14 protein-coding genes are annotated in these 14,251 nt (G+C 60.0%); 7 read left to right on the top strand and 7 right to left on the bottom strand.

Translation table 11 applies throughout. The annotated features are described in order from the left end of the window. Positions 1-16: 16 nt before the first annotated feature. Complete coding sequence (locus DWA01_RS07935; protein WP_114285311.1) at positions 17-1,006, bottom strand: dimethylarginine dimethylaminohydrolase family protein; 990 nt, start codon at positions 1,004-1,006, stop codon at positions 17-19. A gap of 163 nt (positions 1,007-1,169) precedes the next feature. Here DWA01_RS07935 and DWA01_RS07930 point away from each other — a divergent pair, with 163 nt between their 5' ends. The 7 genes from DWA01_RS07930 (at position 1,170) to DWA01_RS07900 (ending at position 8,554) form a co-directional block, all read left to right on the top strand. Further along, positions 1,170-1,613 carry an Lrp/AsnC family transcriptional regulator gene (locus tag DWA01_RS07930; RefSeq protein ID WP_114285310.1) on the top strand — a complete coding sequence of 148 codons (444 nt, stop codon included), beginning with the start codon at positions 1,170-1,172 and terminating at the stop codon, positions 1,611-1,613. Between the two features lie 349 nt (positions 1,614-1,962). Continuing rightward, complete coding sequence (gene thiC / locus DWA01_RS07925; RefSeq protein WP_114285309.1) at positions 1,963-3,777, top strand: phosphomethylpyrimidine synthase ThiC; 1,815 nt, start codon at positions 1,963-1,965, stop codon at positions 3,775-3,777. Continuing rightward, complete coding sequence (gene thiO / locus DWA01_RS07920) at positions 3,774-4,769, top strand: glycine oxidase ThiO (protein ID WP_114285308.1); 996 nt, start codon at positions 3,774-3,776, stop codon at positions 4,767-4,769. The genes thiC and thiO overlap by 4 nt, the downstream gene beginning before the upstream one ends. Beyond that, positions 4,754-4,951 (top strand): sulfur carrier protein ThiS, encoded by a 198-nt coding sequence (thiS, locus tag DWA01_RS07915; RefSeq protein WP_114285307.1) that lies wholly within the window; start codon positions 4,754-4,756, stop codon positions 4,949-4,951. Before thiO ends, thiS begins: the two co-directional genes overlap by 16 nt. Before the next feature lie 3 nt (positions 4,952-4,954). Next, on the top strand, positions 4,955-5,725 hold the full coding sequence (locus DWA01_RS07910) for a thiazole synthase (protein WP_114285306.1): 771 nt from the start codon (positions 4,955-4,957) through the stop codon (positions 5,723-5,725). A 165-nt stretch (positions 5,726-5,890) separates the two neighbouring features. Continuing rightward, the gene (locus DWA01_RS07905) at positions 5,891-7,528 is read left to right on the top strand and encodes a FumA C-terminus/TtdB family hydratase beta subunit (RefSeq protein ID WP_114285305.1); all 1,638 of its coding nucleotides are present in this window, start codon (positions 5,891-5,893) and stop codon (positions 7,526-7,528) included. Positions 7,529-7,552: 24 nt separating this feature from the next. Then, a complete protein-coding gene (locus DWA01_RS07900) occupies positions 7,553-8,554 on the top strand; it encodes a LysR family transcriptional regulator (RefSeq protein ID WP_114285304.1) in 1,002 nt (333 codons plus the stop codon). On the opposite strand, the gene DWA01_RS07895 is transcribed toward DWA01_RS07900, so the two are convergent. The 6 genes from DWA01_RS07895 to DWA01_RS23485 all read right to left on the bottom strand — a co-directional run. Beyond that, positions 8,523-9,401: an HpcH/HpaI aldolase/citrate lyase family protein gene (locus DWA01_RS07895; RefSeq protein WP_114285303.1), complete on the bottom strand. Its 879-nt coding sequence runs from the start codon at positions 9,399-9,401 to the stop codon at positions 8,523-8,525. The two genes, DWA01_RS07900 and DWA01_RS07895, sit on opposite strands and share 32 nt — an antisense overlap. Then, positions 9,398-10,564, bottom strand: coding sequence for a CaiB/BaiF CoA transferase family protein (locus DWA01_RS07890; RefSeq protein WP_114285302.1), 1,167 nt, complete (start codon positions 10,562-10,564; stop codon positions 9,398-9,400). Before DWA01_RS07890 ends, DWA01_RS07895 begins: the two co-directional genes overlap by 4 nt. Position 10,565: 1 nt before the next feature. After that, on the bottom strand, positions 10,566-11,813 hold the full coding sequence (locus tag DWA01_RS07885; protein ID WP_114285301.1) for a methylaspartate ammonia-lyase: 1,248 nt from the start codon (positions 11,811-11,813) through the stop codon (positions 10,566-10,568). A 93-nt stretch (positions 11,814-11,906) separates the two neighbouring features. After that, a complete protein-coding gene (locus DWA01_RS07880; protein ID WP_114285300.1) occupies positions 11,907-13,379 on the bottom strand; it encodes a methylaspartate mutase subunit E in 1,473 nt (490 codons plus the stop codon). A 95-nt stretch (positions 13,380-13,474) separates the two neighbouring features. After that, a complete protein-coding gene (gene glmS, locus DWA01_RS07875; protein ID WP_114285299.1) occupies positions 13,475-13,978 on the bottom strand; it encodes a methylaspartate mutase subunit S in 504 nt (167 codons plus the stop codon). Positions 13,979-14,050: 72 nt separating this feature from the next. Beyond that, the coding region (locus DWA01_RS23485) for a hypothetical protein (protein WP_235008468.1) at positions 14,051-14,251 on the bottom strand (201 nt) is incomplete at its 5' end.

Raw genomic sequence — 14,251 nt, 5'->3', positions numbered from 1 at the left:
TGATGTTTTCAGTGGTTTAATTTGATTCCCGCGCCAGAACTGCGGTCAGGCAACCAACATTCCCGGCCGCCTTTGAAATCTCATCGGTCTGCACCGTGACACATTCAATGCCATGGCATTCAAAGAAGGGCTGGAATCTGGGCAGGCCGGCAACCATCAGAATTTTGCGCGGCCCGAGGGTCACCAAATTCATTGCGCGATAGCTTTCGGTATCGTCTTCACAGGGCGGGCAGATCACCTGATAGCCGCGGTCCTGCAACGCCACCACGGTCGCCAGTGGGGTGCGGCGGGGCCAGCAGATCGCCAGATTTTTGTCGACGATGCGCAGCATGCCCATGAAATGCATGGTGCCAAACGGCAGATCGACTGCGATCGTGTCCACGCCGATCTCAGCCAGCGCAGCAGTGATCTGATCAATCGCTTCCTGGTTGGTGCGGTGGCCACGGCCGATCATCGCGGTGTTTTCATCCAGCCACATGAGATCGGCGCCCTCAAAAGTCGCCCCCCCGGTCAGCGTTCTCAGGATTGGCACACCGATGTCAGAAAGCCGGCGCGCGACTTCTGCCTCTTCACCGGCGCGCACCTGGCCGGCGGGGCGGCCCAGAATGACGCCCTGGGGAGTCATAGCCATCTGATCCGCACAGAACATCTGATTGGGCCGGGCCGGATTTTTGGGGTCAACGTAATGCACTTCAACGCCATGGGCACGATAGGCTTCGCACATGTTTTCATGCTGCTCAGCGGCACGCACAATATCCAGCGGCTCCAGCAGCAGCGCCGCTTCTGCTTCTTCAGCAGAGACTTCCAGTTCTGCGCCGGGACGATGCACCAGCACCGCCTGCAATTTACGCCATTCTGAATCTATGCTGTAGGACTTCCACAGCGTGCCCAGCTCTTCAATATGCGTCCCGTTACGTGGCACCCAGCCCTCGCCGCCATAGGCAGCCATGCCAAATGTTCCACCATTTGCACCGCTTTGAAGTTCGCAGGCTGTCTCGTCTTTCATCGGGTTTCCTTCGGAGAAATTCGGGTTTACGGCTGCCTGGCTCACCTGTAGAGCAGTCACAACACGCTGGTTTGTGAAAATATCCTACAAGTCGACTGGACATTTCCAATAGGGTTATATTTGATAAGAAAATCCGTAATAATTCCCGAAGTGAGAGCAGTATATGACCGAATTGGACAATGCCGACAAAAAGCTGATCGGCCTGCTCAGACAGAACGGACGCGCCGCAATTTCCGACCTGGCGATTGACATGGGGCTGTCGCGGGTCACCGTGCGAAAGCGCCTTGAACGGCTGGTGAAAACCGGGGTGATTGAAAGCTTTACCGTCCGGCTTGGCGGCAATGCTGAGAAACATATGATCCGCGCGGTGATGCTGGTCTGTATCGACGGCGCGAAATCTGAGGCGGCGTCACGCGCGATCAACAAGATCACCGAAGTCTCCGGTTTTTACTCTACCAGTGGCCAGTGGGATGCAATGATCATGCTGGAGGCCGAAAGCCTCGAACGCTTTGACAGAACCCTGCGCGAAATGGGCGCTATTCCCGGTTTTCTGCGCTCAGAAACCAGCATCATGTTGGGCTCGCGGCGAACCGTCAATAACGTGTGATCCCGCAACTGGTTCGGCTTGCACCGCGCGCGGCCGTTATCGGCTGCACGGCCTGATGATATGCATCGCATTCAGCCGGGTGGGCTGACCGGCACCAGAAAATTAGTTGACCAATCGATGCCCGACCCCCTATCAACGCCGCACGCAGGGGAGTCCCGCCCATGGGACTGAGAGGCTGACAGTGCTTTAAGCACGGTGAAGCGACCCTTTGAACCTGACCCAGTTGACACTGGCGTAGGAAGCTAAGGATCGCGCTGTCCCTGACAGTTCCGTTCTGAGAAGGGTCCGCCCTGTTTCCCTGCCATACCTCGTCTGTGTCTTTTTGAGTGAATGCTTGAGGAGCACCAACATGAATGTCCCAAACCCCAAAATCACCACTGGCGGTCTGCCCGCCTCGCGCAAGATCTATGTGAACGGCACGCTGTTTCCCGATGTCCGGGTGCCAATGCGCGAAATCGCTGTGCATCCCAGCGCTGGTGAGCCGCCGCTGCCGGTCTATGACAGCTCCGGCCCTTATACCGACCAGGACGCGCAGATCGATATTCCCAAAGGTCTGCCGCAATTGCGCCGCGCCTGGATCCTGGCGCGCGGGGATGTAGAAGAATACGAAGGCCGCGATATCACCTCGGCGGACAACGGTTTTGTCAAAGGCGACCGGCTGACGCCGGAATTCCCGGTCAAGCCACGCCCGCTGCGCAGCAAAGACGGCCGCGCGGTGACCCAGTTGGCCTACGCGCGCGCCGGCATTGTCACCCCCGAGATGGAATTCATCGCCATCCGTGAAAACCAGCTGCGTGACAACATCGTGGAACCACGGGACGGCAATGATTACGGTGCCAATATCCCCGATTATGTCACCCCGGAATTTGTGCGCGATGAGGTGGCTGCCGGCCGCGCCATCATCCCCGCCAATATCAACCATCCGGAATCTGAGCCGATGGTGATCGGGCGCAATTTCCTGGTCAAGATCAACGCCAATATGGGCACTTCGGCGGTGACGTCTTCGATGGAAGAAGAAGTCGATAAAATGGTCTGGTCGATCCGCTGGGGGGCTGACACGGTGATGGATCTTTCCACCGGGCGCAATATTCACAACACGCGGGAATGGATCATCCGCAACGCGCCGGTTCCGATCGGCACGGTGCCGATGTATCAGGCGCTGGAGAAGGTCAATGGCATTGCCGAGGATCTGACATGGGAAGTGTTCCGCGACACGCTGATTGAGCAGGCCGAGCAAGGCGTCGACTATTTCACCATCCACGCGGGCGTGCGTCTTCACATGGTGCCGATGACGGTGAACCGGGTCACCGGTATCGTGTCGCGCGGTGGATCGATCATGGCCAAGTGGTGCCTGCATCACCACCGCGAGAGTTTTCTCTATGAGCATTTCGCTGAGATCTGCGACATCTGCCGCCAGTATGACGTGGCCTTTTCGCTGGGCGACGGTCTGCGCCCCGGCTGCATTGCCGACGCCAATGATGAAGCGCAGTTTGCCGAACTCGAGACACTGGGCGAGCTGACCAAAATCGCCTGGGCCAAAGATTGCCAGGTGATGATCGAAGGCCCGGGCCATGTCGCCATGCACAAAATCAAGGAGAACATGGACAAGCAGCTGGAATGCTGTGACGAGGCGCCGTTTTACACGCTTGGGCCACTTACCACCGATATTGCGCCGGGCTATGATCATATCACCTCGGGCATCGGCGCGGCGATGATCGGCTGGTTCGGCTGCGCCATGCTTTGTTATGTGACACCCAAAGAACACCTGGGACTGCCCGACCGGGATGATGTGAAAACCGGGGTGATCACCTATAAAATCGCTGCCCATGCCGCCGACCTTGCCAAAGGGCTGCCCGGTGCGCAGCGGCGCGACGATGCGCTCAGCCGCGCTCGGTTTGAATTCCGCTGGGAAGATCAGTTCAACCTGTCGCTTGATCCCGATACGGCGCGGGATTTTCACGACCAGACCCTGCCGAAAGAGGCCCATAAAGTGGCGCATTTCTGCTCGATGTGCGGGCCTAAATTCTGCTCGATGCGGATCAGCCATGACATCCGCGCCGAGGCGCAGAAAGAAGGTTTTGCGGCGATGGCGGAAAAATTCCGCGAGAGCGGTGAGCTGTATCTGCCGCTGGGTAAGAACGGCAAAAAGGACAGCGTTGCGTGACGGTCACCGTTGTTGGTGCGGGCGTGGCTGGTTTGGTCTGTGCGATCAAGCTGGCCGTGCGCGGGCATCAGGTTGAGGTGATTGAGCGGTCCCAACGCATTGATCAGAACGCCTGTTCCTGGTTTGCCGGTGGCATGCTGGCGCCCTGGTGCGAGTCAGAGAACGCGGAACCGGAGGTGGTGGAACTTGGCCTGCCTGCAATTGAGTGGTGGGACCGGCAATTCGCCGGTGTCACCCGCCGCGGCACCCTGGTAGTGTCGCAAGCGCGCGACCGGGCCGATCTGGAACGGTTTTCGCGCCGCACCAAAGGCCATTCCCGGCTCGATGGTGATCAGATCGCGGAACTGGAACCGGATCTGGCCGGCCGCTTTGACCAGGCGTTGTTTTTTGCGGAGGAGGCGCATCTCAATCCACGCAAAGCCCTCGCGGCACTGCAAAAGCGCCTGGCAGAGCTCAGCGTGCCGATCCGCTATGACACACGCCTGCCCACAGCGGGTGAGCGCACCGGCCCGGTGGTGGATTGCCGCGGTCTGGGCGCGCGCGACAGGCTCACTGATCTGCGCGGCGTGCGGGGGGAAATGCTGCTGCTGCGCAGTCCTGAGGTCCGGCTCAGCCGCACGGTGCGCCTGCTGCACCCGAGATTCCCGGTCTATATCGTGCCCCACGGCGACGGGCTTTATATGGTCGGTGCCACGATGATTGAAAGCGACAGCGCCGCGCCAATCTCGGTGCGCTCGGTGATGGAATTGCTGGGGGCCGCCATCGCGCTGCACCCGGTGTTTGGCGAGGCAGAGATTGTGGAGACCGGCGTCGGCGTGCGGCCGGCATTTGCGGACAACTTCCCCGATGTACGCCGCGACGGCGACACGGTTTATGTCAACGGCTTGTACCGCCACGGCTATCTTCTGGCCCCGGCGATGGCGGACCGGGCCGCCGATATGATTGCTGCAGTGAACGATAAAAAAGGAGGCCAGCAATGCAGATATCTGTGAATGGGCAGACGCGTGAAGTGAACGCAACAACGCTTGATCTGGCGCTTGAGGAGCTGGGCTTTACTGGTGGCGCCATTGCCACTGCAGTGAACGGCGGTTTTGTCGCAGCCCCTGCCCGTGCGGCGCACCCCCTTGCGGCGAATGACCAGTTGGAAGTGCTGGCGCCGATGCAGGGGGGCTGAGATATGGAGCTTTATGGCGCACAGATCGACTCGCGGCTGCTGTTGGGCACAGCGCAATACCCCTCACCGGCAAAACTGACGGGCGCGATCAAGGCCTCGGGCACGGGCGTCGTCACCGTGTCGCTGCGGCGTGAAACCGTTGCGGGCGGTTCGGGTCAGGATTTCTGGTCGCTGATCCAGGCCAGTGGCGCCCGTATCCTGCCCAACACCGCCGGATGTCACTCAGTAAAAGAAGCGGTGACCACGGCGCAGATGGCGCGCGAGGTCTTTGGCACCAGCTGGATCAAGCTCGAGGTCATCGGCAACGCCGACACGTTGCAGCCGGATGTGTTTGGCCTGGTGGAAGCGGCGCGCATTCTTGGTGACGACGGCTTTGAGGTGTTCCCTTATACCACCGAGGATCTGGGCGTCGCCGACCGGTTGCTGCGCGCAGGGTGCAAAGTGTTGATGCCCTGGGGCGCGCCGATCGGATCGGGCCAGGGGTTGCGCAATATCGGCGGGCTGAGGTCCATGCGCGCCCATTTTCCCGATGTGCCGTTGATCGTGGACGCGGGCCTGGGCCGCCCCTCTCATGCGGCGGAGGCGATGGAAATGGGCTATGACGCGGTGCTCTTAAACACGGCGGTGGCCAAAGCCGGGGACCCGGTGCTGATGGCGCGCGCCTTTGCCAAAGCGGTAGAGGCCGGGCGTGAGGCGTTTGTCGCCGATCCGATGCTGCCGCGCGATATGGCGGCGCCCTCCACCCCGGTAATTGGCATGGCAGACCTGGCGTGACCGATGTTTCTGAAGGATCTGGCTGAACAAAGGGCGGCACCCGGCGGCATGATTTCCGACCGGGTGTGGCCCTGCAATTTATCAGCGCCACCCGGCGGGGAAGTGATTGACTAAAGTTAAAATCCATTTAGTTGTTTTGCACGACAGATAAATTGGATTGAACTGATGTCAGAAACCTTTCCTGCCCCACGCTCGGCCCCCCAATTCCCAAGATTGTTTCAGCGCGGGCCTTCCGCGACGAAGTTTCGCAAGATCGGAACTGACGGGCTGGCCGTGTTCAAAGCCGGAGACGAAGAGTTCCTGCAAGTCCCGGCCGAGGCGGTCCGTCAGCTGACCAGCGCCGCTTATGACGACGTTTCGCACCTGTTGCGCCCGGCGCATCTCGCCCAGTTGAAACGCATTCTTGAGGATGAAGACGCCACCGGCAATGACCGGTTCGTGGCGCTGGAACTGCTGAAAAACGCGGTGATTTCCGCCGAGCGCGAATTCCCCAGCTGCCAGGACACCGGCACCGCCATCATCACCGGCAAAAAGGGGCAGAATGTGCTGGTGCAGGGCGATCTGCAGGAAGCGTTGTGCCAGGGCGTGCATGACACCTGGCAGACCCGCAATCTGCGCTTTTCGCAAATGGCGCCGCTGACGATGTATCAGGAAAAAAACACCGGCACCAACCTGCCGGCGCAGATCGATATTGAAGCCACCGGCGGCGAAGCGCTGGAGTTTATGTTCATGGCCAAAGGGGGCGGCTCGGCCAACAAGACCTTTTTGTTTCAGGAGACCCGGCGTTTGCTGGAAAAAGAACGGCTGCTGGCGTTTTTTGACGAAAAGATCCGCACGCTAGGCACCACCGCCTGCCCGCCCTACCACCTGGCAATTGTGATTGGCGGCTTGTCGGCGGAACAGACGCTGAAAACGGTCAAACTGGCCTCCGCCAAAGAGCTGGACGAACTGCCCACCACCGGGGATGACAGCGGCCGCGCCTTCCGGGACACGGACCTGGAGGCAGAGATCCTGCAACTGACCCGCAACATGGGGCTGGGGGCGCAGTTTGGCGGTAAGTATTTCTGCCACGATGTGCGCGTCATCCGCCTGCCCCGGCACGGAGGCAGTCTGCCGGTGGGGCTGGGGGTCAGCTGTTCGGCTGACCGGCAGATCAAAGGGCGCATTGACCGCGACGGCATCTGGCTCGAGGCGCTGGAGCGCAGCCCGGCCGACTACCTGCCCGACCAGACCTTTGATGCGCGGGACGCGCAGCGCATTAATCTGGATCAGCCCATTGAAGAGATCTGTCGCGCGCTCTCAAAACTGGCGGTGTCAACCCCGGTTCTGCTGTCCGGTACCATGATTGTGGCACGCGACATGGTGCATGCGGAACTGGCGCGGATGCAGCAGGAGGGCAAGCCCCTGCCCGGCTATATCACCGATCACCCGATCTATTACGCCGGCCCGGCTAAAACGCCAGAAGGCTACGCCTCCGGCTCCTTCGGGCCGACAACCGCCGCACGGATGGACCCCTATGTGCCGGCCCTGCAGGCGGCTGGCGCCTCGCGCATTATGATCGCCAAAGGCAACCGGGCGCGCGCGGTGGTCGACAGTTGCAAGAACCATGGTGGTTTTTTCCTGGGATCCGTTGGTGGCGCGGCGGCGGTGCTGGGCAAAGAGGTGGTCAAATCGATTGAGACGCTGGATTTCGCTGATTTTGGCATGGAAGCGGTATTCAAAATCACCGTCAAAGATTTCCCCGCGTTCTTGATTATTGATGACAAGGGCGGTGATTTTTTCACCACAAAACCAGGTGTCTAAAGATAGGGCGCCTGAAAACCGGGCATGACAGACCTGCGTCTTGTGGACAGCAGAGACATTACCAGCGACCGACGCACGGAGAGCGCGATGACAGAAGACGGCATTTCAAAAATCACCCTGCGGCAGTTGCAGATTTTCCTCGCTGCGGTTGAGCACGGCAATTTCATCCGCGCCGCAAAACAGCTGGGGCTGACACCGCCGGCGGTGTCGATGCAGATGAGCCGGCTGAGTGAAGAGCTGGGCGCGCCGCTGTTCGAAAAAGAAGGCCGTTCCATCCTGCCAACCGACGCAGCGACCGCGCTGCTGCCCTATGCCAGACGGGTGACCGACACCCTGCGTGAAGCAAAAGAGGTGATTGGCGCCTTGCAGGGCCGGCTGGACAACGTGGTGCGGGTGGCGATGGTATCAACGGCGCGCAATTTCGGGCCGCAACTGTTGCAGGAGTTCAAAAAACGCCACCCGGAAACGCGGCTCGAGATCAGCATCGACAACCGGCGCGGAGTGATTGCGCAGCTGGAGGCCGGCCGGGTCGATCTGGCGCTGATGGGGCGCACGCCGCGCCGGGTCGAAGTCGAAGCCTTCAGCTTTGCCAAACACCCCTATGTGTTGATTGCCCATCCCGAACATCCGCTGACCCGTTTCCGGAGGATCCGGCGTTCCGATCTCCCGGCACATCGTTTTATCGTGCGTGAACCTGGATCGGGCACCCGTATGCTGCACGACCATTTTTTCCGCTCTGCCGGTCTGGAACTGCCCCGGGCCCAGGAAATGGACAGCAATGCGAATATTAAACAGGCGGTGATGGCGAATATGGGACTGGCGTTTCTGTCGGCCCATACCATCGCGCTGGAACGCGACGCGGCCAAGCTGAAGGTGCTGGATGTCCAGGGAATGCCGGAGCTGCGCGACTGGTATGTGCTGCATCTGAGCAGCAAGACCCTGACACCGGCCGTGCTGAGGTTCCGCGACTATATCAAATCTGAGGGCCCGGGATTTATGCGCGACTTTTTTGGCGACACACCGTAGCAAGAACGGCCTGGGCGCGGGCCACAACCGGCGGATCGATCATCTTGCCATCGAGCAATATCGCGCCGCAGTTTTGCGCCAGCGCGGTTTGATAGGCATTCACGATACGCTGCGCCTGGTCACGCTCAGCCTCAGAGATGGCAAAACAGTCGTTCACCACCGCGACCTGTTTGGGGTGAATGCACAATACGCCGTCAAACCCCATGGATTTTGCCCGCTGTACAGTCTGCGTATAGTGCGCGATGTCCTGAACTTCTGCGATTGAGCCCGGCAGGCCGATCGCCTCAATCCCGGCGGCGTGGGCGGCCAGGATGATTTGCTGACAAGGCGCAAACAGGTTGTCCGGCGTTGGCGCAAAGCCACACTCAGTGCTGAAATCTTCGGTGCCGATGGCCAGTGCGGTCAGACGCATTGAAGCCCGGGCAATCTCTGCCACCTGCTGAAGCGCGCCAGGGGTTTCAATCAGCGCGATCAAGCTGATCTGACGCTCCTCCAACCCAGCTTCACGCTCACAGCTGCTGAGGAATTCATCAATCAACCGGATGTGGTCCGGGCCAGAGACTTTGGGCAGCATGATCGCACTGACGCCCGCACGACACGCCGCCTGCAGATCCGCGACACAATTGGCCAGATCCCGGTTCACCCGGATCACCAGCTGCGCCCCCTGCTCGGCAAGCTGTTCACTCAGCTGCGCCACGACTCCCGGCAACATGTCCCGCGCGCGGGCTTTTTGCGCCAGTGGCACACTGTCCTCAAGATCAAGCAGCACCGCATCGGCGCCGCGTTGATGGGCGCGGTCGGTAAAGCGGCTCTCATGCGCGGGAGTGAACAGGTATGAGCGGATCATGCGCCCGCATCCGCGTTCTCAGTGGCAAACTCAGTGCGGATCGATGCGCTGTGTTCCCCCAACGCCGGCACCCGGCCAAAACGCGGCGCTGCATCGTCAAAACTATGCTGCACCGGCGCGGCGACCAGATGCGCGGTCTCGCCATTTTCAAGTGTTACCGGTGTGCGGCGCAATTGCGGATGTTTTGAGAACGTCTCGACCGAGTTTACCGCCCCATAAGCGATGGCGGTGTCACGCAGCATTGGCTCCAGCTGCGCCCGGGTTTTAGTAAGGAAAAAGCCGGCGACAATTGCGTCCAGCGCGGTGCGGTTTTCTACCCGGCGGGCCGCGTCACAGAACCGCGGGTCGGTGGCCAGATCTGCCTGGCCCAGCACCTCAGAGCAGAGCCGTGCCCATTCCCTCTCGTTCTGGATTGAAATGGCGAGGATCTCACCATCCGCCGTGTCAAACCCGCCATAGGGCGCAATCGACGGATGATGCAGGCCCACAGGCTTTGGCGCTTTGCCAGCATACACCGTATGCATCAGCGGCACCGTCATCCAATCCGCCGCAGTATCAAACAGCGATACTTTCACCGCCGAACCCTGCCCGGTCAGGCTGCGCGCGATCAGCGCCTTCTGGATGCCAATGATGGCGTTCATGCTGCCGCCGATATCACAGACCGAAACCCCGATCCGGCCCGGCGCACCGGGCGCGCCATTGACCGCCACCAGACCGCTTTCGCATTGCACCAGAAAGTCATAGGCCTTCATGTCGCGCAGGGCGCCCTCTTCGCCATACCCGCTGATATCGCAGGTGATCAGTCGTGGATTGCGCTGGCGCAGCACCTCAGTTCCAAAACCAGCACGCGCGATGGCACCAGGCGCGAGGTTCTGGATAAACACATCGGCCGTCTCCAGGATCCGGTGCAACAGCGCCGCGTCATCCGGGTCTTTGATATCGAGACACAGCGATTCCTTGCCATGGTTGGCCCAGACAAAATAAGAGGCCGAGCCTTTGACCGCCGCGTCATATTTGCGGGCAAAATCACCGCTGTCGCGTTCGATCTTAATCACCCGCGCGCCGCCCTCGGCAAAGTGGCAGGAGCACAGCGGCGCGGCGACCGCCTGCTCAAGCGAAACGACCAGCAGGCCTTCATACGGTTTCAACGGGGTATCGGTCATATCAGGCAGTGTCCCTTGCGGCAAGAATCGCCAGGTTGCGGTTCATCTCGTTGTAGACCACGGTCATGCCTTCATCAAAGCCCATGCCGGGTTTGACCAGCACCCGTTGCGGCCGGGTCGCCTGGGCAATGTTCACGCAGCACCGCGCGGAAATATCGGTCTCGTTACAGGTGCCGCCCTGGTAAGCCTCCACCCCATGCGCCTTGCAATACAGCACCGCCTCGACCGTGTTGTGGATGCTGCCAAGATCAGGCGTTTTGACTTGGACCATGTGGCAACAGCAGGCATCGACAAAATCCACCACATCCTGAAAGGTGTTGCACCATTCATCGGCCACAATACGCACCGTGCTGGCACGCGCCTCCAGCGCGGATTTAATCTCACCCAGCAGAGTGATCTGGCCCGCCTTTGAGCCGGCATCTGCCGGGCCTTCAATATAAAGCTGAAACGGCGCGGCGCGTTTTTCGAGCGAAACCAGGTAATCGGCGATACGTCCGGCGTCATTGTCAAAGATCTCGCCCACCGTGCCATAGACATCAATATGGAGTTGCGGCTGATAGTGGCTGTCCTGGCGCAGCTCCCGGATACGTTTGCTCAGCCAGGTGACATATTGCAACAACTTGCCACCGTTCTGACCCAGCTTGTCGGCGACATTGTTGATCAGCGCGTGCGGCAACGCGTCCACACCTTTCAGGACCATTTTGTCGACCGCACCATAGCGATCATCGCCGCTCTGGCCAAACAGCGCCAGCGGCTCGGCGGTTACCGGCAGGTCATATTCAGCGCAGATCACTTCGGCTTTCAGCCGGCCGGTGGCACGCGCGGTGGCGTCAAGCAGGGCCTGGGACAGACCATAGCGGATCGCAGTGTGCAGCGGCCTGCCGTCAATCTGCAGGGCGTCAAAAAAACCGGCATTGTCGCGAAAGCTGCGCACATCGCGGCCCGTCAACATGGGCGCAATGTGTTGCTGCAAAAAGGGGAGAAACCGCGCCGAAGTAAAAAGAGGATCGCGCCCGGCAGCACCGGAATATTGCACCGCCGCGCAATCGCCCTCGGCAATCTGGCCGTTTTCCAGTTCCAGCAGCACGGAAATGCTTTCGCCGCGCTGGCGGATACGTTCAAAACCAGGCGTGCCGGCGGGACCCGGATAGGTGAAACCATCGGGTTGCGCACCTGCTTTGATCGCCGCCTGATCATCAAAGTAGAAGGCGGAAAATCCGGCGGCGAAATATACGTTTTTGATCTTCATCACAGGCTCTTTGGGTTAGAGGGCTGGGTTTGGTGCCAATCAAGGGACGGGCCAGGTGTCAGCGCGGATGTCGGGTCAGGCATCGGGCATGCGTCAGGCCAGCGGGCGGGCTTTGGGGCGGCCAATCAGGCGGCTGTCTGAAATGGCTCTGACATCATCTACCACCATATCGAACGACGCCTCCCGCCCCTCGGCCAGGGAACGTTCCGAGATTTTCTCGCGGTGGAAGGCGATGACATCATCCGGCAGCGGTACGTCGCCCTGGTCAAACACCCGGATGGCGCCAAAATTGTCGCGTACCGGGGTCAGCCGGCCGGCATTGGCGGCGGCGGGCGCAAAGGGCACGTCCATCACGCCGCTCTCAAATGCCAGCACCGCGCCGCGCGCAATATCGCCCTGGCCAAGCCGCAACACCCGGCGCATCACCGCGTGCACTTCGGCCTCGATGATCTCGACCTCCCAGGCGATTTCGACCGTCTCCATCCGGTTCTGATCTGAGATCATGTTGACCATCTGGCGGGTGGCCTCCAGCCCGGCCTGATTGGCCTCCAGCGTCGGGATGCCGCTGGCCTCATGCGGGGTTTTCACGATGATCTTGGTGGCGCGGGCATATTTCGCCGCCATCGCGCCGAGGCAGATCACCGCGGTGGCTTTGGACTCATTTTCCGGGAACCCACCCATCCATTGATGAAACACCGTGGTCAGGGCGTAGTCTTCAAAACCTGCACCAAGGAAATAGTGGTTGGCCAATTTGCGCAGCGACCTGAGCGCGGCGATGTCCTGGGCCAGGTTCCCAGCCTGACCATAACCAAGTGTAATGCATTTGACCCCCTGTTCCAGCGCCAGAAGCCCTTCGATGATCGCCACCACATGCGAGACAAACGGCGGCACCAGGGTGCCGGTCAGCGGCCCGAATGGTTCGCGGTTGATGCGGATGCCTTCATCTTCATAGAGCCCCACAAGCCGGTCACAATATTGCCAGTGCCGGATTGAGCGCGCCAGCGGCACTTTCTTTGCGTAGGGAATATTGTAGGAAATGCCGCCGCCCTCATAACTGCTGAACCCGGCAGCCAGGGTGATTTCCGCCATCAGTCGCGCATCCGGCGTGCCGTGGCGGACCTGCACCGGCCTGTCCAGGCTCTCGACCAACTGACGACAGCCCGTGACCCCGTGATTGACCGCCGGAAACCCGTTCAACAAAGACGTGCCGGCGGCGCGGGAACTGTCGATGCCTTTTTGCGCCTCTTCGTAGCGATTGTGCCGCGTGTAGGCGTCCACCGTTGTCGGCAGCAGATCACAGTATGGCGACAACCCGTTCAACAAGGCGGTGTGTTCGCGTATCAGCGCCACACCCGCGCGCGGTTGCAGCAAGGTTTTCCCCTCTGTATTGGCCCGGGCCAGCACAGTGGAAAAGCGGTTTTCTTCTGCCAGGGCGTGCTGAAGCCGGACAGCTTGCTGAAAATCTACGTCCCGACCGGTGGGCCAACTGGCCAGCACCGTGTCGCGTTCGGCTTCAAAGTCCGCCTGCGTGAGGCGGGTATTTTTTATGTCGGTGGCGGTTTGCATTGCTCTTTCCTACTGGCACAGGGCCAGGTCTCAGGGTTCATCGCGCAGGCGCCAGATATAATTGCAAACGGCGCCCGGCGGGGTCAGCGCAACTGTTAAAAAGCGCCCGTTTCGCTCCAGAACGCTGCCGAGTTGTGGCCATAAGTGGCGGGGCGGCGGGCGCGGATATCGTATTTCAGCGTCGCTGCGACATTTTCCAGATCGACGCTGGGTTTGAACACCCGGTCAAACCCCATCGCTTTGAACTGGGCTTCGACCTCCTCAAAATCGCGTTTGCCGATCACCAGGTTGCCGCCGACATAGAGCAGGATGTCGCCAAGCCCGCGTTGTTCGCAGCGCGTACGAAATCCCTGACAGTCAATTTCACCATGGCCATAGATTGAGGAGACCAGAATCGCATCCGCGCCGCCTTCAATTGCCGCAGTGATAAACTCGTCCTGGCTGACCATGACACCGAGATTGTCGATATCAATCCCCTGGCGGCCAAACACACTGGCAAGGATCTTGTTCCCCACCGCGTGGCAATCCGCACCGATCACACCCAGCACAATTTTGAATTCGTTTACATTAGCCAGCACCTGAATCACCTCCTGAAACATCTGGTGTTTCTTTACTGCTAAATGATTTCAGCAATTGCTCAACATTTATTATCAAACTTTCTCATCGGGTAATTATTTCTTACCTGTTGTTCTGAAAACGTGCACTAAAAACGCCGGCATCAGGTGACAAGAGAAATTTCTGGATCCGTCCCGCCATAAGTTATTGCGGCGCAGGGGGTCAAAAGGCCCATGAGAATTTGCAGTTGAACCGCAGTTGCCCGCCCCTGCAGTCTGGCAGGGGCGGGCAATAAGCCGGTCATACAATGGCGCCGG

The sequence above is a fragment of the Candidatus Halocynthiibacter alkanivorans genome (assembly GCF_003333265.1).
In the GTDB taxonomy this organism is placed as follows: Bacteria; Pseudomonadota; Alphaproteobacteria; order Rhodobacterales; family Rhodobacteraceae; genus Halocyntiibacter_A; species Halocyntiibacter_A alkanivorans.
Note: the sequence above shows the minus strand (reverse complement) of the source record. Positions and strands in the feature narration are given on the sequence as shown.